22 protein-coding genes are annotated in these 20791 nt (G+C 36.8%); 2 read left to right on the forward strand and 20 right to left on the reverse strand.

Translation table 11 applies throughout. The annotated features are described in order from the left end of the window. Positions 1-114 precede the first annotated feature (114 nt). Both ACFP65_RS02170 and ACFP65_RS02175 read right to left on the reverse strand, forming a co-directional pair. A complete protein-coding gene (locus ACFP65_RS02170; RefSeq protein WP_379915502.1) occupies positions 115-1185 on the reverse strand; it encodes a BMP family lipoprotein in 1071 nt (356 codons plus the stop codon). Positions 1186-1502: 317 nt separating this feature from the next. Next, on the reverse strand, positions 1503-3845 hold the full coding sequence (locus ACFP65_RS02175) for an FtsK/SpoIIIE family DNA translocase (protein WP_379915504.1): 2343 nt from the start codon (positions 3843-3845) through the stop codon (positions 1503-1505). 243 nt (positions 3846-4088) lie between these two features. Between ACFP65_RS02175 and ACFP65_RS02180 the strand changes: the two genes are divergently transcribed. Both ACFP65_RS02180 and yidC read left to right on the forward strand, forming a co-directional pair. Continuing rightward, complete coding sequence (locus tag ACFP65_RS02180; RefSeq protein WP_379915555.1) at positions 4089-4391, forward strand: acylphosphatase; 303 nt, start codon at positions 4089-4091, stop codon at positions 4389-4391. 74 nt (positions 4392-4465) lie between these two features. Further along, a complete protein-coding gene (yidC, locus tag ACFP65_RS02185) occupies positions 4466-5437 on the forward strand; it encodes a membrane protein insertase YidC (RefSeq protein WP_379915506.1) in 972 nt (323 codons plus the stop codon). A 31-nt stretch (positions 5438-5468) separates the two neighbouring features. On the opposite strand, the gene ACFP65_RS02190 is transcribed toward yidC, so the two are convergent. The 18 genes from ACFP65_RS02190 to comGC form a co-directional block, all read right to left on the reverse strand. Continuing rightward, entirely contained in the window at positions 5469-7016 is a 1548-nt protein-coding gene (locus tag ACFP65_RS02190; RefSeq protein ID WP_379915508.1) for a sensor histidine kinase, read from the reverse strand. Next, on the reverse strand, positions 7013-7705 hold the full coding sequence (locus tag ACFP65_RS02195) for a response regulator transcription factor (RefSeq protein ID WP_225743616.1): 693 nt from the start codon (positions 7703-7705) through the stop codon (positions 7013-7015). Before ACFP65_RS02195 ends, ACFP65_RS02190 begins: the two co-directional genes overlap by 4 nt. Before the next feature lie 309 nt (positions 7706-8014). Next, positions 8015-9451: an NADP-dependent phosphogluconate dehydrogenase gene (gene gndA / locus ACFP65_RS02200; RefSeq protein ID WP_379915510.1), complete on the reverse strand. Its 1437-nt coding sequence runs from the start codon at positions 9449-9451 to the stop codon at positions 8015-8017. A gap of 445 nt (positions 9452-9896) precedes the next feature. Further along, positions 9897-11603, reverse strand: coding sequence for a DNA repair protein RecN (gene recN / locus ACFP65_RS02205; RefSeq protein ID WP_379915512.1), 1707 nt, complete (start codon positions 11601-11603; stop codon positions 9897-9899). A gap of 44 nt (positions 11604-11647) precedes the next feature. Beyond that, a complete protein-coding gene (argR, locus tag ACFP65_RS02210) occupies positions 11648-12097 on the reverse strand; it encodes an arginine repressor (RefSeq protein WP_379915514.1) in 450 nt (149 codons plus the stop codon). 224 nt (positions 12098-12321) lie between these two features. Further along, positions 12322-13149, reverse strand: a complete 828-nt coding sequence (locus ACFP65_RS02215; protein WP_379915516.1) for a TlyA family RNA methyltransferase — start codon at positions 13147-13149, stop codon at positions 12322-12324. Positions 13150-13205: 56 nt separating this feature from the next. After that, a complete protein-coding gene (locus tag ACFP65_RS02220; RefSeq protein WP_379915518.1) occupies positions 13206-14087 on the reverse strand; it encodes a polyprenyl synthetase family protein in 882 nt (293 codons plus the stop codon). A gap of 10 nt (positions 14088-14097) precedes the next feature. Further along, a complete protein-coding gene (locus ACFP65_RS02225) occupies positions 14098-14334 on the reverse strand; it encodes an exodeoxyribonuclease VII small subunit (protein WP_225743610.1) in 237 nt (78 codons plus the stop codon). Between the two features lie 21 nt (positions 14335-14355). Continuing rightward, positions 14356-15711, reverse strand: a complete 1356-nt coding sequence (gene xseA, locus ACFP65_RS02230; protein WP_379915520.1) for an exodeoxyribonuclease VII large subunit — start codon at positions 15709-15711, stop codon at positions 14356-14358. Between the two features lie 174 nt (positions 15712-15885). Then, complete coding sequence (nusB, locus tag ACFP65_RS02235) at positions 15886-16371, reverse strand: transcription antitermination factor NusB (protein ID WP_225743608.1); 486 nt, start codon at positions 16369-16371, stop codon at positions 15886-15888. Then, complete coding sequence (locus ACFP65_RS02240) at positions 16368-16790, reverse strand: Asp23/Gls24 family envelope stress response protein (RefSeq protein ID WP_379915522.1); 423 nt, start codon at positions 16788-16790, stop codon at positions 16368-16370. The genes nusB and ACFP65_RS02240 overlap by 4 nt, the downstream gene beginning before the upstream one ends. A gap of 39 nt (positions 16791-16829) precedes the next feature. After that, positions 16830-17387, reverse strand: a complete 558-nt coding sequence (gene efp / locus ACFP65_RS02245) for an elongation factor P (RefSeq protein WP_379915524.1) — start codon at positions 17385-17387, stop codon at positions 16830-16832. A gap of 154 nt (positions 17388-17541) precedes the next feature. Continuing rightward, positions 17542-18603, reverse strand: coding sequence for a M24 family metallopeptidase (locus ACFP65_RS02250; RefSeq protein ID WP_379915526.1), 1062 nt, complete (start codon positions 18601-18603; stop codon positions 17542-17544). A gap of 227 nt (positions 18604-18830) precedes the next feature. Next, a complete protein-coding gene (locus tag ACFP65_RS02255) occupies positions 18831-19229 on the reverse strand; it encodes a hypothetical protein (RefSeq protein WP_379915528.1) in 399 nt (132 codons plus the stop codon). Next, positions 19195-19719, reverse strand: a complete 525-nt coding sequence (gene comGF, locus ACFP65_RS02260; protein WP_379915530.1) for a competence type IV pilus minor pilin ComGF — start codon at positions 19717-19719, stop codon at positions 19195-19197. The genes ACFP65_RS02255 and comGF overlap by 35 nt, the downstream gene beginning before the upstream one ends. After that, positions 19664-20002, reverse strand: a complete 339-nt coding sequence (locus ACFP65_RS02265) for a hypothetical protein (RefSeq protein ID WP_379915532.1) — start codon at positions 20000-20002, stop codon at positions 19664-19666. Before ACFP65_RS02265 ends, comGF begins: the two co-directional genes overlap by 56 nt. Beyond that, the gene (gene comGD / locus ACFP65_RS02270) at positions 19980-20435 is read right to left on the reverse strand and encodes a competence type IV pilus minor pilin ComGD (protein ID WP_379915534.1); all 456 of its coding nucleotides are present in this window, start codon (positions 20433-20435) and stop codon (positions 19980-19982) included. The genes ACFP65_RS02265 and comGD overlap by 23 nt, the downstream gene beginning before the upstream one ends. A gap of 9 nt (positions 20436-20444) precedes the next feature. Continuing rightward, positions 20445-20789 carry a competence type IV pilus major pilin ComGC gene (comGC, locus tag ACFP65_RS02275; protein WP_379915536.1) on the reverse strand — a complete coding sequence of 115 codons (345 nt, stop codon included), beginning with the start codon at positions 20787-20789 and terminating at the stop codon, positions 20445-20447. Positions 20790-20791: the final 2 nt, after the last annotated feature.

The following is a 20791-nucleotide window of genomic DNA, read 5'->3' on the forward strand; positions in this document are numbered from 1 at the left end:
TTCATATTATCTGTCTACTAATTGTATTGAGTTTTTCGCTCTAAAAAAGCGCCGGTCACACGACCAGCGCTCTTTTATTCAATTTCAAATCGTCTTTAACAGAGTTATCGTACCTTACTCTCCCGGAGTTTCTGAAACTTCAATGTCTCCACTGATAATAGATTCCATAGCTTCTTGAACGGCAGTCCAAGCTTCTTCAGACATGTTCCCTTCAGTAACACCAACACCATCTTCAGCTAAACCGTAAATTAAGTTTTCTCCGCCTTGGAAGCCTTCATCTCTTGCTTCGTTTGAAGCCAATTGAATCGCTGCTCCTACACCTTTAAGAGAAGAAGTTAATGTTAAGTTTCCACCTGAGTATTCGCCTAATTCTTCTTGATCACGGTCTACTCCAATTACCCACAATTGTCTATCTGATCCTGATTCCATTAAATCAGCAGCTTCTGTAAATACGCCATTACCTACAGCACCTGAAGCGTGATAAATGATATCCGCTCCTGCTGAGTACATACCAGCAGCAATTTGTTGTCCAATCGCTGCATCAGAGAATGATTCAGCGTAGCGAACTTCTACTTCAATATTTTCGTCAACTGATTTAACGCCTTCAACAAATCCAGCTTCGAACTTATCAATAACTGGTCCAGCGATACCACCGATAAATCCAACTTTGTTCGTCTCAGTCGTGTGTGCCGCTGCAACACCTACTAAATATGCCGCTTCATTATCACGGAAGTTCAATGAAATAACATTATCCGCTTCAACCACTGAATCGATGATTCCAAAGTGTTGGTTAGGATTACTGTTTGCAACATCTTCAACCGCTTCTGCTAGTTGAAAACCAACTCCGTAGATAATATCAAAATCTGCTTGTATTGCTTGATTCAAGTTCGGTACAAAGTCTTGTGCATCATTTGATTGGAAGTAATCTACTGCATCAGCTCCATATCCATTTTCGTCTGCCCAAGCTTGCATACCTTCCCAAGCTGATTGGTTAAATGAACGGTCATCTACACCACCTTCATCTGTTACCATACCAAGTTTGAATTCTGCTGTTTCTTCAGTATCTGGGGTAGCATTATCATCAGCAGGTGTTGAGCCTGTATCACTTGCGTCTTGTCCCTGGCAAGCTGCTAATAGCATAGCAGATGCTCCAATTGCAAAAAGATTTCTTAATTTAGTAGTCATTACGAAATTCCTCCAATTAAAGTTGTATGTAGAGCTGCTCCTGAATCAGAATTTAACATAGTTGTTTAATCCACCAAATTCATTCCACAATTCTTTGTTTCTTATCTCGAATTAATAGTAACATCTTTGTAAAGAAAAATAAAGCCTAAATACGATTAATTAATGAGCTACTGATTCAGAACGTTCACATGAAACCGCTCTATACCCGTACGTTCGGAAAATGATACCGGATTTTTTCATATTTTATGGCTTTTTGCACAAAAAAAGAATGTAGAGATTTTGTCATCTTCTCTACATTCTTTACATTAAATTCATTTTTACTCTAAAATATTTTCCGCTGAATCCATTTCAGGCTGAATGAGTACTTCTCTAGGTTTTGAACCTTCAGATTGTCCAACGACACCTCTATCTTCCATTTCATCAACGATTCGTGCTGCTCTGTTATATCCAATTCTAAATCTTCTTTGTAGTAGCGAAATACTTGCTGTTTGCATATCGACAACTAAAGCTACTGCTTCTTCATATAATTCGTCCTCGGCTTCTCCCTGACTGACGACTGGTTCATCTTTTGGAATCATTTCTTCTACATAATTAGCTTCCTGCTGTTCCTTAACGAAGTGAACGATCGCTTCTACTTCTTCATCAGAGATAAAGGCACCCTGCACACGGTTCGGTTTATTCTCGCCCATCGGCTGGAATAGCATGTCCCCTCTTCCAAGAAGTTTCTCAGCCCCGTTTCCATCTAGAATCGTTCTAGAGTCTGTACCGCTTGAAACAGCAAAGGCAATTCTTGAAGGAACATTCGCTTTAATGATACCCGTAATGACGTCTACAGACGGTCTTTGTGTTGCAAGAATCATATGAATTCCAGCAGCTCTTGCCATTTGAGCTAGTCTTGTAATAGAGTCTTCAACATCATTTGAAGCCACCATCATCAAATCAGCAAGCTCATCTACAATAACAACAATATAAGGAAGCGGCAGTAGCGCTTCTTCCATTTCTTCATTCTTTTTCTTGACGAATTGATTATATCCAGCCATATTTCTTGTTCCACTAGCAGCAAAGAGTTCATAACGTCTTTCCATTTCTTGAACCACTTTATGCAATGCCTGTGAAGCTTTTTTAGGGTTTGTCACAACCGGTGTCAATAAATGAGGAATTCCATTATAAACATTCAATTCAACCATTTTTGGGTCAATCATCATCAATTTAACTTCGTTCGGTTTCGCTTTAAGTAACAAACTGATGATAATTCCATTAATTGCGACTGATTTCCCTGATCCAGTCGCTCCAGCTACTAACAAATGAGGCATTTTAGCTAGGTCAGCCATTGCGACATTCCCAGCAATATCTCTACCTAGTGGGACTTCAAGCAACTGATCTTTGTTATTGATCTGCCCTTCGATCACATCTCTAAATGAAACCATACTAACTTCTGAGTTTGGAACTTCAATTCCAATCAGTGCTTTACCAGGAATCGGGGCTTCCATACGAATATCTTTGGCCGCAAGTGCGAGTGCAATATCATCCGTCAATCCAACTACTTTACTAACTTTCACACCTGTTGCTGGCTGAATTTCATATTTTGTTACAGCTGGACCAAGATTGGCTTTTGTGACTTTTGCTTTCACGCCAAAACTTTCAAAAGTCTCCTCTAGTTTTTTTACGTTTTCTTGGATAATCGAATACTCATCTGACTGATCCACAGGTTCTCTGACATTCAGTAATGAAATCGGAGGTAATTTGTATTGTTCATTCTCTTCTTCTCCAATTTCAAAATCGACTGTTCCTGTTTCCGTACTCACAGTTTCTTCTTTAGGTTCTTCCACTTTAGTATTCTGCTGAAATCCTTCGATTTTTAAAGCCATCTGACCAGCTAATACATCATCTGATTCCGTATCATCTATTAATGGCGTACTAGTATCTTCTTGTTCTTCTACTTGGAGTGCTTTAGCTTCTGGCTCTTCTATTACTCCTTTTTCGGCTCTCGTTCTCTTGGGTTTTTGAGATTTTTTTGATTTTTTCTTTTTACTTTTTCTAGAATGATGATTTTCTTTTATTCGACCAGCTAATTTTCCAGTGGATTCTATAAATTTACCGCCAGTAGAACGCAAGCGCTCAAGAAGGTTTTTATAAGATAACTGAAACATCGTCATAATTCCTATAAAGATAAACATAGCCATCATTAGATACGTTCCAACTGAAGAAAACAAGAAATAACTCGTTGCATAAAGAATAGCACCAATCATGCCGCCACCAATACTTTGTCCTATCGTTACACTAGTAAACTGCGGAACGAACATCCGCCAAGTCGCACTGATGATGTTGACATCAGCATTCATAATTGGAGAAAACAATTGTGCGTGCTGCCATACGACGAGCGCACAAAAAAGTAAGAATCCTCCGAGCCATCTTTGACTCTTCAAGCTTGGTTTCTTTCCTTTGATTAATAGATAAATTCCAATCAAGATAAATACAAACGATACAACTATGTAGGTTTCTCCCACGAAAATACGCAAAATATTGGCAAAGAAACGGCCTACAAACCCGAATTGCCCAATTGCTAAAAAGTTTATAATCAATACAATAATGCCTACAAGTTCTGAAGAAACTTTGGATTGTTTCTTTTTAGGTCTTCCCCTTTTACGTGCCTGTGCCATAAAATTACTCCTCTAATTCTATTCTTTTCCTGTTGATTATATCATGAAAACAAGGGGTACGGAAGTTCGTTCTTTTTTAAAGAACTTAATCGTACTCTATACCGACATAACTTTTGACGTCTGATCTTATTTACCTGTAAACTCAAGATAATAAAACTTTTAGGAGGAACATGTATGGGATCAATATTTGATGATTTTTTTAAAAAAGGACAGGAAAATACTGAGGCTGGGACAGTAGAATATATTAATGAACGACAACCTGATGTAAATAAAGACAAGATCTCTCTTAAAGTATTCGGACGCGTTCAAGGTGTTGGATTTCGGTTTACGACTAAACAAGCAGCTGACGAGATTGGTGTCACTGGCATCGTGAGAAATGAACCAGATGGATCTGTTTATTCAGAAGCAATTGGTACACCCGATCAAATCGACAAATTCATTGACGCAGTGAGTAAAGGTCCTAGTCCGTCTGCTAAAGTTGACAAAGTTGTGGTTAAATTTGATCAAAATATTGAAGAAAAATCAAATTTTTCTCAGTCCAATTGAAATCTCTTACTTTATAAGGTATAGTGAGAATTGGCGTTTTAACACTACTAACTCACTTAAGGGATTGAATTATTTTGAAAAATAGAGCAAAAAAGTGGATACTTTCTCTCGGAATGCTATCCTTAGTCGTCTTCATGTCAGGATGTATCCGAATTGATCAGTCAACCGGAGAACCTGCAGGAAATATATCGCAATTCTTGTTTGACTATCTTGTACTTCCTACACAGCAATTCATTGAATTACTCAATAGTCTTTTAGGTAGTTATGGTTTGGCCATTATTGCCATTACGATTATCGTTCGTATCTTGATTTTACCATTAAGTATCAAGCAGCAACGTACGACACTGGAGCAACAAGTCAAGATGTCTGTAGTAAAACCAGCAGCCGATGAAATTCAAGCTGAAATGAAAGAATCAACTGACCCTAGACAAAAACAAGAGCTTCAAGCAGAACTAATGGAACTTTATCGTGAAAACAATGTAAATATGCTTGGCGGCGTTGCCGGATGTTTCCCCCTACTGATTCAAATGCCTGTCTTCACTGCCATGTTCCAAGCGATTCGTATGTCAGAATCGATTCAGAACGCTACATTCTTAGGAATTGAACTAGGAACGCCTAGTATTCTACTTGCACTATTAACAGGTGCTGTTTACTATGCACAATCTAGAGTTATGTTACTGGGTATGCCTGAAGAACAAAGAAAACAATCGAATACGATGATGTTAATGAACCCGATCATGTTAATGGTTATTTCCTTTACAAGTCCTGCAGGATTAGGTCTTTATTGGATGGTTGGTGGATTTGTTGCGATCGCACAATCTGCCATTACAACTTTTTATTACAAACCAAAAATTCAAGCAGAATTGAAAGAGAAGCACGGTGAAGTACAAGTCGTTGCCCGTAAGCCAAAAGCTCGCAAAACGGCCGAAAAAGTAGGACCATCTACTGGTATCACTTCTTCAAACACTGCTTCTAATCGTAACCGAAAATCAGCAAGTCCTTTCGAAAATAAAAACAGACGCAATGAAGGTAAACAAAAGAAATAATATAATGAAAAAAGAGTCACAGGCTAAGGCATTACTCCTCAGCTTGTGGCTCTTTTGTTTTATGGTTTAATTCGTCATCCGTTATTTTTAATACAGGTAACATAATTCTGAAGATCGAACCATGATTCAGCACACTTTCGGCCCAAATTTTACCTTTGTATCCTTCAATCAGTTGCTTGGCAATCGATAACCCAAGTCCATTTCCACCCTTGTAACGGCTACGTGCCTTATCGATACGGTAGAATCGGTTAAAGATTTTCTCAGTATCTTCTTCTGTCATACCTTCTCCGTAATCTTGAATGGCAATTTGAATTTCTTTGCTATCAATTGATACAGAGATATGCACTTCTTTTCTATCCGTTGAGTATTTCACTGCATTATCCAGTAAGATAATCAAAATTTGTTCCAAGTGATTACGGTAAATGTTCACGTATACTTCTTTTCGAAGATCATCATCTAGAATAAATACAAAATCTGGATGAACGAGTTTAATATTATTAAATGTTGCATATATGATTTGTCTTACGGGCGTCTGTTCATTCTTGTAATGAATTTCGACTTGTTCAGCTCTAGATAAATCTAACATTTCCTGAACGAGGCTCTTCATTCGTCCAATTTCTTGTAAAGATGCATCCAAGGACTCTTCCAGAACCGTTGGATCATCTTTCCCCCATCTATGCAGTAATTTCAAATGTCCTTCTACTACAGCCACTGGTGTTCTTAATTCATGTGATACATCTTCAACAAACTGTTTCTGATGTTCGATATTTTTCTGCATTCGGTCAAGCATATTGTTATAGGCATTGGCCAGATCTGTCAATTCATCACGACCATCTCCAACATCAATTCTTTCAACGGATTCTGGATCCAATTCGATGCTTTTCATAGCATTTGTGATTTTTCTGATCGGTTGTAAGAATTTTCGAGCAATAAAATAACCTATAATAGCACTAAACATCAGAGCAATCACACCAGTAACCAGTATGGCCATCAAAACACTGTCAGATAGCTGGTGGTACGAATAAAGAGAATTAATGACTTGCACATATCCAATATGATCATTATTTAAATAAGAATAAATTGGCTTTCTGGCAGAAAAAGCTTCACCATAAGGACCATCGATTGTATCAATCCTTAAATCCTTTGTAGGTGCGAAATCAGTTGAAAATGTCGCTGTTTCATAAAGTAATTCCGACTCTGTGTTAAAGATTCGAACATACATCCCACCTTGACCGATTCGCAAAGGAATAGGTGTTTCCTCATCGATCATTTCTTCTGATTCAGGATCAGGAAGTGTCGGTAGAAGCCTTAATTGACTCAATTCCAGCGTTTCTGCGACAGACTCCTCCGTTAAATCATAGAATTGCTGACCAAATCTATCTGAAAGATTCTGAACAGTATCTCTTAAAGCAACTTCTTCGTTCTCTAACATACTTCGCTGAAAGCTCACATATAGGATCGTTGAAAAAATCGTATAAGTCAAAAAAATCGCAATGGCTGCTCCAATTGTCCATTTCCACCTTAAAGAAATTCTCTTTTTTTGATTCATATCATTGTCAGTTGTTACAACTTGTTTCACGTACGCATCACATACCCAGTACCTCTGACAGTCTGAATATAGCTTTCTCTATTTGGAACATCAATTTTGTTTCTCAAGTAACGAATATAAACGTCTACTACATTTGTCTCGACTTCAGTTTCGTAACCCCATACTTTGTTCAACAAAACTTCTCTTGATAATACAACATTAACGTTTTCCATTAGCTCAACGAGCAATTCATATTCACGTTTAGTCAATTCAATAACATCTTCACCTCGACGAACAACACGATTTTCTTTTTCAACCGTTAAGTCTTTATATGTTACTGTTGTTTGTCTATTGGCATTTTCTTCTGTCTCAATTTCGATACGTCTTAATAATGCACGCATTCTAGCAAGCAACTCTTCAATTGCGAATGGTTTTACCACATAGTCATCTGCTCCATGGTCAAAACCAGATACTCGGTCAATCACTGAGTCTCTAGCAGTCATCATGATAATAGGTACATTGCTTACTTGACGAATTCGACGTGCTACATCGATACCGTTTAATTCAGGCAACATTAGGTCCAACAAGATAATATCCCATTCTTCATTTTCATCAATAGCAGCTTCAAGTCCAGCACGTCCGTTGAAACGAACTTCTGTTTCGAATCCTTCATGATTTAATTCTAACTCCACAAAACGCGCAAGGTTTTTTTCATCTTCTATTATTAAAATTTTACCCATTTTTTCAGCTCCCAGTTCTTTATTTACTTTTTTAGATTTTTACTTATAGTTCAGTTATATTTTAAGAAAAATTTGTACTCATAAAGGTCACAATCGCTTTATGCTCAAACTGATCCACTTATACACCATCAGTTTAACATAGTTTTTACACAGAAAAAATGTTAGCTTTAAAGTTTTTTCTAATTTTTCTTTAACATGCTTACAATTCTATTCAAAACTTACAATTAACACACAAAAAAATGCAGATTCCAAAAAAGTGGAATCCACATTTTCCGTTTTTCAATTCAACTTAAACTCATTTGTTTGTGCTTACCACTGTTCTTGGCCATTATCTCCATACCAGTCGAAGTGGAATGTACCTTCTTTATCAGTACGTTCGTAAGTGTGTGCCCCAAAATAATCACGTTGTGCTTGAATGATATTTGCTGGCAGACGTTCTGAACGATAAGAATCGTAATAAGAGATTGCTGAGGAGAATGCTGGCACAGGAACGCCGGATTGTACAGCTAATCCAACTAGATCACGAACAGATTGTTGGTAGTTTTTTGTAATGTCTAAGAAATACTCATCAAGAACTAAGTTTTTAAGGTCAGGCTTTCTATCGTATGCATCTGTGATTTTTTGTAAGAATCCTGCACGAATGATACAACCAGCTCGGAAGATTTTCGCGATTTCACCGTACTTAAGGTCCCAGCCATATTCATCAGAAGCTGTTCTCATTTGAGCAAATCCTTGAGCATAGCTCATAATTTTACTGAAGTAAAGTGCTTGACGAATTTTTTCAATCAATTCTTTTTTGTCGCCATCATATGCTTTTGCTTCTGGTTTAGTTAAGACTTTACTTGCAGCTACACGCTCGTCTTTAAGAGCAGAGATGTATCTAGCAAATACTGACTCAGTGATCAATGGAAGAGGTACACCTAAGTCAAGCGCACTTTGAGAAGTCCATTTACCTGTTCCTTTGTTTCCGGCACGGTCTAAGATGATATCAACCATTGGTTTACCTGTTTCTGGATCTTTTTTAGTCAAAGCATCCGCTGTGATTTCAATCAAGAAACTGTCTAGTTCTCCAGTATTCCATTCTTTGAACACTTCAGCGATCTCGTCATTAGGAAGGCCTGCAACGTCACTTAACAAGTGATAAGCTTCAGCAATCAGTTGCATATCTCCATATTCAATTCCATTATGAACCATTTTTACATAGTGACCAGCTCCGTTAGGTCCAATGTATGCTACACATGGTTCATTATCCGCTGGTGCTTTAGCAGCAATCTTTTCAAGAATTGGAGCAATTAGATTATACGCTTCTTTTTGACCACCTGGCATAATTGCAGGGCCTTTTAGTGCGCCTTCTTCTCCACCAGATACCCCAGTACCAATGAAGTTGATGCCTGATTCTGCAAGCTCTTTGCTTCTTCGAATCGTATCTTTGTAGAAAGTGTTTCCGCCATCTACTAAAATATCTCCTTTATCTAAGAAAGGTAGTAGCTGTTGAATAACAGCATCTGTTCCTTTACCAGCTTGAACCATCAATAAAATCTGACGAGGTGTTTCAAGAGATTGAACAAATTCTTCTAGTTCGTAAGTGGCAACTAAGTTCTTACCTGGATTTTCTGCTATGACTACATCCGTTTTAGCATTTGTACGATTGTAGATTGAAACACTGTATCCTCTACTCTCGATATTTAGTGCAAGGTTTTTCCCCATAACGGCCATACCAACGACGCCGACTTGTTGTTTACTCAATTGCTTCATTCTCCTCTCAGGTTTGATATTTGGACTGAGAGCCTACTTGTTATCAGTCAGTTTGAACTGAATGTTCACCGTAGACAATCGGTCTACCTTACCAAAACCCACTCTAATCATTAGGTTTTTGCATCTGGTTACTCCCAGTCTACAAATTAATTATAATCTTTAACTTAATAGTATCAAACTTTGAACACTTTTAAAACAATCTTCTATACTCTTGAAAAAAAAGATGATATTGCGTACACTATTAACTGACAAGCAACTATCACTTAGAAAGTTGGTGTAGACTAGTGGTAAAAAAAGACGATAAAAAAAGTAAATCAGGTTTAATTTCTAAAATCATTATTTGGGCAATGGTCTTTACAATGAGTTTTTCAGCAATTGCTGCTCTACTTGGCGCTATATTATAGACCAAAGTCATGGAGATTCTCCATGACTTTTTTTATGCTTTCTTTTTCTTTGAAGCCAATGAAAGCAGTTCGTTTGCTGTATCCATTGTTAACTTCGTGATCTCACTACCTGCAAGCATTCTGGCCACTTCTGATACCTTGTCTTTATCTGCCAACTGCTCAACATGCGTACTTGTCCTATCTTCAACGATCACCTTACTGATATACAAATGCTGATCTGCCATAGCAGCAACCTGCGGTAAATGTGTAATACATAATACTTGTGAATGAAAAGCGACTGAATAGATTTTATCTGCAATCGCTTGTGCAACTCTCCCGCTGACACCTGTGTCTACCTCATCAAATATGATACTCGTTATACCTTGCTCTTTTGAGAACACCGTCTTCATCGCTAACATCATTCGAGATAATTCTCCTCCAGATGCAACTTTGACCAGTGGTTTCAATGGTTCTCCTGGATTAGTCGATACATAAAACTCTATCTTATCTAAACCGTTATCATGTGCACTATCCATACTAAATGCTTTAGTGTCTCTCAAGAACTGAACTTCAAAAACCACTTTATCCATAAACAATTCTTTTAATTGTTCATGAATCGCTTTTTCCAGTTTTAAAGCTGTTTGACGTCTTAATGTAGATAATGCTTTTCCTTCTTCTAGAAGCTTACTCTCGAGTTCTACTACTCTTTTATTTAAGTGATCCATTTGGCCTTCGCGATTTTCAATTTTCTCCAGTTCATCAACTGCATTTTGGAGAAAGGTCTTGATTTCGCTTATCGAAGTTCCATACTTTCTTTTAAGTTGTTGAATCAGATTCAGTCTCTCTTCAATCTCATTTAATCGCTCTTCATCGTACTCAAGACTGTCCATTTCATTGTAGATTTCACTTGAGGCTTCTTGAATTTGAAAGAACGCAGAGGATAATGTATCATAAATTTGTTTGAATTTTTCATCCATAGATTCTATTGAAGACATAATATCCATGGCTTGTCCCACTGAATCTAATCCACTTGCATCTTCATCTCCTTGAAGCGCCTTATAACTATTCGATAAAGCTTCGACAATAGATTGATGGTTCGAAAGTTTTTGTTCTTCTTCTTTTAAAGACTCTTCTTCATTATCTTCCAACTGAGCATCCGAAATTTCTTCAACTTGAAATCTTAAAATATCTAATCTTTGTGCAAACTCTCTTTCGTTGTATTGCCAATTATTCTGCTCTTTTTTGACTTTTTTATATTCTTTGAACAACATTTGATAGCGATTTTTGGATGTTTCCAACTTGGAATTGCCATATTGATCAAGTAATTCAATATGACTTTCGGAATCCATTAATTCCTGATGTTCATTTTGACCATGAATGTCAATCATGGCATTACCAATTTCTCTTAAAACAGCAATGGTCACAATACTACCGTTGATTCTACAAACATTTCGACCTGTAGCATGAATCTCTCTTTGAATCATAACTACTTGATCGGCAGAATCAATTGCATGTTTGTCCAGAAGTCTCATGACTTCCTTGTTTTCATTCAACAAGAATTGTCCTTCAAGTAAACATTTTTTTGTCCCGTATCGAACAAATTCAGCCGACCCTCTACCTCCAGCAAGCAAACCGACAGCATCGATGATGATTGATTTCCCTGCACCAGTTTCCCCGGTCAGCACAGTCATTCCCTGATTGAAATCTAGTGATAATTCTTGTATAATCGCAAAATTTTGAATATGCAATGCTTGCAGCAAAGCAAACCCTCCCAATCTAATGATAAATAGACAATCCAATCAGACTAAACAAACGAAATCATTCTTCTTTGTAGTGTTTCGGCCTGGTTTTCTGATCGACAAATAATCAATACAGAATTATCTCCTGATATACACGCAAAAACTTCTTCATAATTAGCCGTTTCAATTAGAGCGCCCAATGCAAAAGCATTACCCGGTAATGTTTTGATTTGAACAAATTCTTTTTGAGTATCAATAGATACAAAAGCATCTTTCATGAGTCTGGATAATTTTTTGGAAATATTATAGTTCATTTCAGGGGGTACGCTATACTGATAACCTCCAGATTGCGAAGGAACTTTAATCAGTTGCATCTCTTTAATATCTCTAGAGATTGTTGCTTGTGTAACCTCTATGCCACGTTCTTTTAAAATCCCCACAAAATTTTCCTGCTTTTGAATCGTTTCTTGTTGTACTAACTGTTTTAGAAGCTGGTGACGTTCTTTCTTTTTCATACTTTACGACACTCCTAGTCTTATCTCCGGCCACAATTTCGACATTTAAACAATCCTGCTTAAACATCCACACTTAATGATTTTCTCATATAATGTGGATAACGTTCTTTTTAAATTTTATACAGTATATTTATACAGTGTTTCTATTTTAGTATACCTCAGAACGCTTCCAGTTCAAAGTAAAATATCGGTAAAGTATGAATAAAATGAAAACGTTTAAACAATTAGGTCATAATTCTGTTACTTTTACCAAGGTATTCATCAGCTGTCAACACAGCGTTTATTTCTTCCTCAATAAGCTCATTATTGGATTTTCCGTTTTTAAGGTATGCTAAAAATTCAATATTTCCTTTTCCACCCGTAATGGGAGAAACGGTCAATCCTTTTAGTGTATATTCATTGGTGTATGCAAATTTTAAAATGTTTATAAGCACTCTTCTATGAACTTCAATGTCCGTTATAATACCTTTTTCACCGACTTCTTCTTTCATCGCCTCAAACTGCGGCTTAATCAGTGCTACGACTTCTCCTTCTGAAGCTAAAATCGTCTTCAAAACAGGCAAAATCAATTCAAGAGAAATAAAAGAAACATCAATAGTAGCAAAGTCAGGTTGTCCCTTTGAGAAATCTTTTATTGTACAATGTCTGAAATTGGTTTGTTCCATAACGACTACATTTGGATCCGTTCTCAGTTTCCAAGCCAATTGGTTGGTTCCAACATCAAGAGCATAGACTAATCGAGCACCGTTTTGCAACGCAGCATCTGTAAAGCCACCTGTTGACGATCCAATATCTAATACGGTTTTATCTGACAAGTCAATTTCATATAACGTAATGGCTTTTTCTAGTTTCAATCCACCGCGACTAACATATTTAAGCTCATTACCTTTAATGTATACTTCTGTATCCATAGACCATTTTTCACCAGCTGTTAAAATCTGTTTTTCGTCTCGTGTGTACACTTTCCCAGTCATGATAAACCTTTTGGCTTTTTCCAGATCTTCTGCCCAACCTTGACGAATTAACAATTCATCCGCACGTTGCTTCTTCAACTGAGAACCTCCTTTCAGTTTCTACTATAAAACCGATCACTTCAAGATACATTGTCTCACCCTAGCAACAAAGAATCGACAAACGTTACTAACAGTTCTTCATCAAATGAAGCGTGTGTTTCTTTTATTTGAGTCACACGTGCTTTCGCTGTGTTTAATTCTGTCTGAAGACGTTCTTTTGCCTGTTCTAGCCCAAGTAGGGCTGGGTAAGTACTTTTACCTAGTTTGCTATCTGCACCAGTTGCTTTACCCAGTTCTTCTGCATCGCCAATAACATCTAGAATATCATCTCTAATTTGGTAGGCAATACCAATCTTTCTTGCAATCTCTTCTAATAAAGTGACTGTTTCTGGATCACAGTTTGCAATAACCCCGCCTGCAAACATAGCAAATCGTATCAACTCTCCAGTTTTTCTAGCGTGCACAGCTTCCAGTTCATTTAGGGATAATGCTGCATGTTCCCCGTCTATATCTGCCTGCTGACCGCCAATCATCCCTTCATATCCAGAACAATATGCAAGCTCTTTGATCAGTTTAACCTGTTTTTCGGGCTCAATGTCCCCAGAAACTATTACTTCAAACGCATACGTTAATAATGCATCTCCCGCTAGGACCGCAGTGGATTCTGAAAATTTGATATGACTCGTTGGTTTACCTCTGCGCATATCATCATTGTCCATAGCTGGTAAGTCATCATGTATTAAAGAATACGTATGAATATATTCAAGCGCTGCCGCAACTGGATAGCCATCTTTTAGATCTTTACCAAAAGCTGAAATGACCGCAAGCATCAGTAAGGGACGTAGTCTTTTCCCTCCTGCTTCTAGAGAATATTTCATAGCTTGTTCAATAACCGTACCACTTCGTTCTTTGATAAGTGTCAAACTGTACGATTCAAATGGTTCATATTCTTTATGATAGAATTCTTGAAACTTCATTTGGTCACTCCTAGTTTTCCTGACGATTTAAATCATTTTCAAACGCTGCTTCTTTTCCATTTTCATCAACGATTTTTGTCATGGTTTCTTCTGCTTCTTGAAGCGTTTTTTTACATAATCTACTTAATTTTATGCCTTCTTGAAACTGATCTAGCGCTTCCTCAAGCGGAACATCTCCTTGCTCAAGTTTTGAAACGATTTCTTCAAGTTCTTTTAATGCATCATCAAAGTTCATTTCTTTTTCCATCTTGTTCCCTACCTTCTTTTATTATTTATCTTTATCAGTATCTAAATCAATACTTGTAATTTTAGCTTTAAAGGAGCCCTCCGACAGCTGAACAGATATCTCATCGGAAATAGACAAACTCTCTGTAGATTTCACGACAGTATCTTCTTTTCTAACATAAGCAAATCCTCTACCTAGTATTTTCAATGGCGAAAGATGCTCCAATGATTGAATATAATAATTCAATTGTTTATCTGACTGCTCCAGCAATTGTCTTTGAGCTCTTAAAAGTTGTTTTTCCAGCTGCTGAAGTTCTCGATTATACTGACGAATTGTATTAGAGGGATTTAGTGCAGTTAACCGCTGGGACAATAGTTTGAGCTGCTGATCCTGTTTTGTAACTATGTCTTTCACTGTCTGGACAAGCTGTTGTTGAAGCTGGTCAAGATTTTGACTGTACCCTTCATACAAGCGCTGTGGCTGCCTGAAAATGTAAGAACGCTCTATTCGAGCTAAACGGTCTTTCAGAAATTGGATACGGTTCTGATAAGCTCTATATAAACGATGCTCCTGTTGCTCAATTTTGATCAGTTCATCGGACAACACCGGCACGGCTAATTCTGCAGCTGCGGTAGGTGTAGCTGCTCTGACATCAGCTACTAAATCAGATAAAGTCGTATCCGTTTCGTGTCCAACAGAAGAAATCACGGGCGTTTGGACTGAAGAAATTGCTCTAACAACGATTTCTTCATTGAACGGCCATAAATCTTCAAAAGATCCACCACCCCTAGCTACAATTAAGATATCCAAATCTTGCCTAATATCTGCTCTTTGAATATTCCCAGCAATAGATTTAGCCGCCTTATCTCCTTGTACTAAGGTTGGAAACAAAAATAATTCAACTGAAGGAAATCTTCTTTTGACGGTCGTAATAATATCTCTAATAACTGCACCACTTTGACTGGTGATAATTCCAATTTTTTTCGGAAACTTCGGCAACGGTTTTTTCAATGATTGATCAAAAAGGCCTTCTGCAGTTAGCCTCTTTTTAGATTCTTCATAAGCTTGATACAGTGCTCCGACGCCATCAGGTTCCATATGTTCGATATAAATCTGATAAGAACCTGTTTTTTCATAAACAGAGATTCGTCCAATAACAAGTACACTCATACCTTCTTCTGGCTGAAATTTCAACTTTTTGAAATCGCCAGAAAACATGATAGCAGATATTTTTGACTGATCATCTTTTAAATTGAAATACTGATGTCCATTTCTACGGTTTCGATTAAAGTTGGAAATTTCTCCAGTCAAAAATATACGATCCATATAAGGGTCACGTTCAAATTTTCTTTTGATATACTTCGTCAACTGGGAAACGGTTAAGTATTGTTCTTCCATCATTTCCCTCCTTTATATTTAAATCTTTTCGCTTCATATAGAAAGAGAGCGAAAAAAATAGGAATGCTGAATTCATTGCACTCCTATTTCTTCCCTCTTCATATTTCCTCGTTATTCGCTTGAACTTAATTAACGAGGCATCGATTTTAGAAGTTCTTATTTAGATTTTATGAATTACTCTGCTTGTGTATCAACGATACTTTGAAGTACGCCATTAACAAACTTACTAGCATTTTGATCATTGAAGTCTTTCGTCAATTCAATCGCTTCATTAATTACAATACTCTTATCAATTTCTTTTTGGAAAAGCAATTCATAAGTTGCTAGCCTTAAAATCAATAAATTGGTTCTTTCTAATCTGTTTAAAGTCCATTTTTTCAAATGTCTTGAAATCGTTTCGTCAATCACATTTTCGTTGTCTTTAACGCCTGCAACTACAACCGTCAAGTAATTTAATGCGTCTCTAACGATTTGACTTCCGCTTTTGTCTTCGGGAAGTACAATCTTCATCGCTTCTTCTGCCGAATAGTTTTCTTTCATATTCAGCTCACTTTCAAGTGAGAACTGAATCACTTCTTCATTTGTACAATCAATATCTGTGGATAGCTGGAAAAGAGACTGAAAGGCTTTTTCCCGAATCACACGCCTTACAGTTTTCACTCTGTCTCATCTTCTTCCGATTCCAATTCAAATAATTCTTGGAGATTTGTTTTTTCTGGTACGATGCCTACGATATGAATATTGATTTCTGTTAACTCAATTTCAGTCATATGATAAACTTGTTCTCTAATTCGTTGCTGGATATCCAGAGCAACTTTTGGTACATTTACGCCGTACTTGAAATAGCAATAGACTTCTACTTTGAGTCCTTTTTCATCAGATACTAAATGAACACCTTTATTGTGATCTGTTATACCAAACACGGATTTTACTTCTGATGTAAATTTGCCTTGCATCGCATAAACGCCATCAACTTCATTAGCAGCTATCCCAGAAATGACTTCCAAGACTTCAGGAGCAACCTCAATCTCACCAAATGGATTGATAGGGTGCTCTCCAACAAATGTTTCTTCTGCCACGATTATTCCTCCTTTATACTATTTATAGTCAAATGATGATTACGCACGTGATACGTAAGTACCTTCTGAAGTATTTACAATCAGTACATCATCTTTATTTACAAATAAAGGTACAGTTACAACAGCACCTGTTTCAAGAGTTGCTGGTTTAGATCCTCCAGAAGTCGTATCTCCACGAATTCCTGGTTCTGTTTCCACAACTTTAAGTTCTACTTTAGTTGGTAAGTCTACTCCTAGAACTTCATGACCAAACATCATGATTTCTACAAGCATATTTTCTTTCATGAATTTCAATGCATCTTTAATCTGATCTTCTGGAATTTCAAGTTGTTCATATGTTTCCGTATCCATGAATACATGTGTTCCAGCATTATCATAAAGATACTGCATCGTTTTATTTTCAATATGCGCACTTTCAAGCTTTTCACCCGCGCGGAAAGTTTTATCTTGAACTGCACCACTACGAAGATTTTTAAGTTTTGAACGAACGAACGCTGCACCCTTACCAGGTTTTACGTGTTGAAATTCAAGTACTCTCCAAATGTTGCCATCGTATTGAATTGTTTGACCCGTTTTAAAATCGTTTGTTGATATCATTCTATTAAGTTCCTCCCGAAGTGTTTTCTATACAAACTGATTGATTGATAGAGTGTCACACTGTTATATACAATGTTATTGTACCATGATTTGAGACATAAGTCTTACTATCCATTGATTAGAAAGCGTTATTTCTCAATTGATTGCTTATTTATTAAAGGATGATGAGCTCTTTTGAAGACTTCATCAAGTTTCGATTGCCTTTTTCAGTAATCAGCAAGTCATCTTCAATTCTGACACCGCCTAAACCTGGAATATAAATGCCTGGTTCGTTAGTAATCACATTTCCGACAACTAATGGCTGATCATTTTTGAAGTTGATTCCAGGTCCTTCATGCACTTCCAAACCGATTCCATGTCCTGTAGAATGTCCAAATGCTTCTCCATAACCTTTTTCTGTTATATAATCTCTTGCGATTTTATCCAACTCGGAACCAGAAACGCCCGCCTTGGCAGCAGCAGTCACTTTAAGATTTGCATCTAGTACGATTTGATGGATTGCTTTTAATTCTTCGCCTGGATCTCCTAAAGCAAATGTACGTGTCATATCTGATACATAGCCCTTGTAATAACAGCCAAAGTCAATTGTGATCATATTGCCGAGTTCAATAACCTTTTCACTAGCTACACCATGGGGCATTGCAGAACGCACACCACTAGCGACAATCGTATCAAACGATACGCCTGATGCACCGCGTTCACGCATAAAGAAGTCTAATTCATTTGCTACTTTAATTTCAGTCATACCTGGTTTAATATACGTAAGAATATGTTCAAAAGCCGCTTCAGTAATTGAAATCGCTTCTTGAATTAATTCGATTTCGGCATCATCTTTGATTTCTCTGATATCTTCAATCAATGACCCTACAGGTACAAGCGCACAATTAAAAGACGCATTGATTGTTTGATAAGTAGCAAAAGTAACATGGTTTTCTTCAAACCCTATTTTCTTGATTTTATGTGTGGAGATCAATTCAGATACTACATCAAAGATTGGTCCTGTATTTTGGATCACTTCAAATCCTTTTGCTTGTTCAGAAGCTTGTTCTGTATATCTGAAATCCGTTACAAAGAAAGCTTGTTCTTTTGTGATCACAGCTAGTCCAGTTGAACCAGTGAAATTAGAAGCATAGCGCAAGTTATAAGGACTTGTGATCAACACTGCATCCATTTTATTTTCTATCAGTTTTTGTTGTATCGTTTCAATTCTTGACATCTAAACATCCTATCCTTAAAACTATATTTTTATTGCTTAGAACTATTTCAACACACTAAATCAATTTAATGTATTCACGTATTCTCAATAATTATTGAATTCATTATACTTTAATAGTATAACAAATGAACAAAAAAAAAGAAACGCAACAAGTTATACTCAGCGTCTCTTTTCGTTGTCTTAAGTAAGACTCTAGAAAAACCATCTAGTAAAAGTATTTATACAGTTCAAGGCATTTCCTCGATATTAGCTATGTCCGATTCTTTACTAATCTGCTGAATAGAAAATTCTTTCACAAATTCATGCCCATTATCTAAACGCGCTTTCAATCTATACACTTGTTCATTTACTCTACTCCATTCTACGCTACCTTCATTAAAAGGGATGAACCCTTTTTGTGCGGCTTCTCTTTCAGTCTCTGAATGAATCAACACCTTTTCAGCTAAGTTGATCATGCTCCGCACTTCATAGCTGTTTTGTACTTGATTCAGTTGTTTGACCTGCGTTTTGACTAGAGAAGCAATACCAGTTAAAAATAGAGCAGCAATAGCCATAAATAATACAGCTGATACTAGAATACTGCCCCTTTCCTTATCGTTCTCCAAGTAAATTTTCAATTTCTTCACTCTCTTCCTCCGACTTTACTGGAATATCGAATACAGCTGAATAAGTTTCTTCGTTATTGAATTTTACGGTTATTGTGACTTTGTTTTCTTTTGTTTTGAATTGTAGAGATTTTAGATCTGTAAGCATAGGTTGATGCCCTTCTCCACCAACTTGTCTTCGCAAGAGTGATAAATATTTTTGATACTTAATCGTTTCTTTATGACCTTGCTTATTCTCTTTTTCTACGCTTAAATTATCTGAATCGACACTTACCCTAGTGCTTCCTTCCAGTTCGTATTCTGTCTGGTTCAGAAATAGATGCCACTCTAGCTGACGATCCGTATTGATTCTATCCTGAAGGCTTTTTGACTGACTTGTAAAAAAAGAGAGTAGGACTACACATAAGCTAACGATACTTAAAGATAAAAGAACCTCAATCAGTGTAAAGCCCTTTTCATGGGAACCAATAGACTGCTTTAATCTGGAGTTGTATGTTTTGATCGTCTTCACCTTCTACCACTATTCCCCTTGATGTATTTGAAACGCTTAGTAGAGTATTATACGATGTGATCTCTGTCGTGTTTTTTTCATCAGCTGACCAAAATTTTGATTGGTCATATAGCGTTCGATACATTTCTACATCTATTCTTTGTTCTTCGAGTTTATGAACCAAATTGACTGTTAATGGCAAAGATATAACGAGCACAACTGTAATGAGACTTAAGCTGACTAGACTCTCAAGTAAAACATATCCCTGTTGAGACTTTGCCTTATTGACTCGTTGTCTTAACATCAAATCGGCCACTTCCTAAACTAAATTGAATTACAATCAGTTGATTGTCTGTTTTAAACCTGATTGGGTTAAGATTCCCCTGATTACCAGAATCAGAGACAAATCTATAAACTCTAGAAGCACTTACTAGCTCAATATGTTCGGGGATTTTTAAATTTTCATTCAGGGGATGATTTCTATCTGTCACAACTCTGAAGGCAATCTCTTTAGCATCTGGACGCGTTTCGAATCTAGTGGTTTCTCCGTTCAATATGGCATGATTTTGAATCAACGTTATTGTGGATTCAAGTTCCTTAAAGAACTGTTTTGTTTCCGTTTCTTCTTGAATAGACTGAAAAGGAATAACCGGTATTAGTAAAAATATCCAGATCAAACTTAAAACGACCAATGTTTCTACTAATGTAAACCCCTTCTGGTCTTGAGCTACTATCATGTGACTGATTTATCCTCCAGCTTTTTTTATCAGGTTTCCATTACTATCAATAGAGAATTGTTTTTGAACTTCATTAAATTGTCTTTCATTTAAATACTTTTGATCTTTTAACACTTCCAAACTGGTCGGCTTCTGTTTGTTTTCTATTTCATACAAATCTATCTGGGTCTGAACGACTGTTTCTAACGCTGTATCTCCAGTCGATTTAGCTGTACCTTGGTGCGATCCAATATTTGGGATAATCAGTAGCAAGAGTACTGAAATGATAAAGAGGACCAGCGACATTTCGATTAATGTAAATCCTTCTTCTTTTAAAATTGATTTTCTTGAAATTCTCGGAACTTTAATTTTCATAT

Origin of the sequence: Marinilactibacillus sp. GCM10026970 (assembly GCF_042660675.1) — a bacterium.
Classification (GTDB): Bacteria; Bacillota; Bacilli; order Lactobacillales; family Carnobacteriaceae_A; genus Marinilactibacillus.

Coding starts and splice junctions, on each gene's coding strand:
- ACFP65_RS02170 (WP_379915502.1), bottom strand. CDS start 1,185: ATGACTACTAAATTAAGAAATCTTTTTGCAATTGGAGCATCTGCTATG.
- ACFP65_RS02175 (WP_379915504.1), bottom strand. CDS start 3,845: ATGGCACAGGCACGTAAAAGGGGAAGACCTAAAAAGAAACAATCCAAA.
- ACFP65_RS02195 (WP_225743616.1), bottom strand. CDS start 7,705: ATGGGTAAAATTTTAATAATAGAAGATGAAAAAAACCTTGCGCGTTTT.
- argR (WP_379915514.1), bottom strand. CDS start 12,097: ATGAAAAAGAAAGAACGTCACCAGCTTCTAAAACAGTTAGTACAACAA.
- ACFP65_RS02220 (WP_379915518.1), bottom strand. CDS start 14,087: ATGAAGTTTCAAGAATTCTATCATAAAGAATATGAACCATTTGAATCG.
- ACFP65_RS02225 (WP_225743610.1), bottom strand. CDS start 14,334: ATGGAAAAAGAAATGAACTTTGATGATGCATTAAAAGAACTTGAAGAA.
- xseA (WP_379915520.1), bottom strand. CDS start 15,711: ATGGAAGAACAATACTTAACCGTTTCCCAGTTGACGAAGTATATCAAA.
- efp (WP_379915524.1), bottom strand. CDS start 17,387: ATGATATCAACAAACGATTTTAAAACGGGTCAAACAATTCAATACGAT.
- ACFP65_RS02250 (WP_379915526.1), bottom strand. CDS start 18,603: ATGTCAAGAATTGAAACGATACAACAAAAACTGATAGAAAATAAAATG.
- ACFP65_RS02265 (WP_379915532.1), bottom strand. CDS start 20,002: ATGTTAAGACAACGAGTCAATAAGGCAAAGTCTCAACAGGGATATGTT.
- comGD (WP_379915534.1), bottom strand. CDS start 20,435: ATGATAGTAGCTCAAGACCAGAAGGGGTTTACATTAGTAGAAACATTG.
- comGC (WP_379915536.1), bottom strand. CDS start 20,789: ATGAAAATTAAAGTTCCGAGAATTTCAAGAAAATCAATTTTAAAAGAA.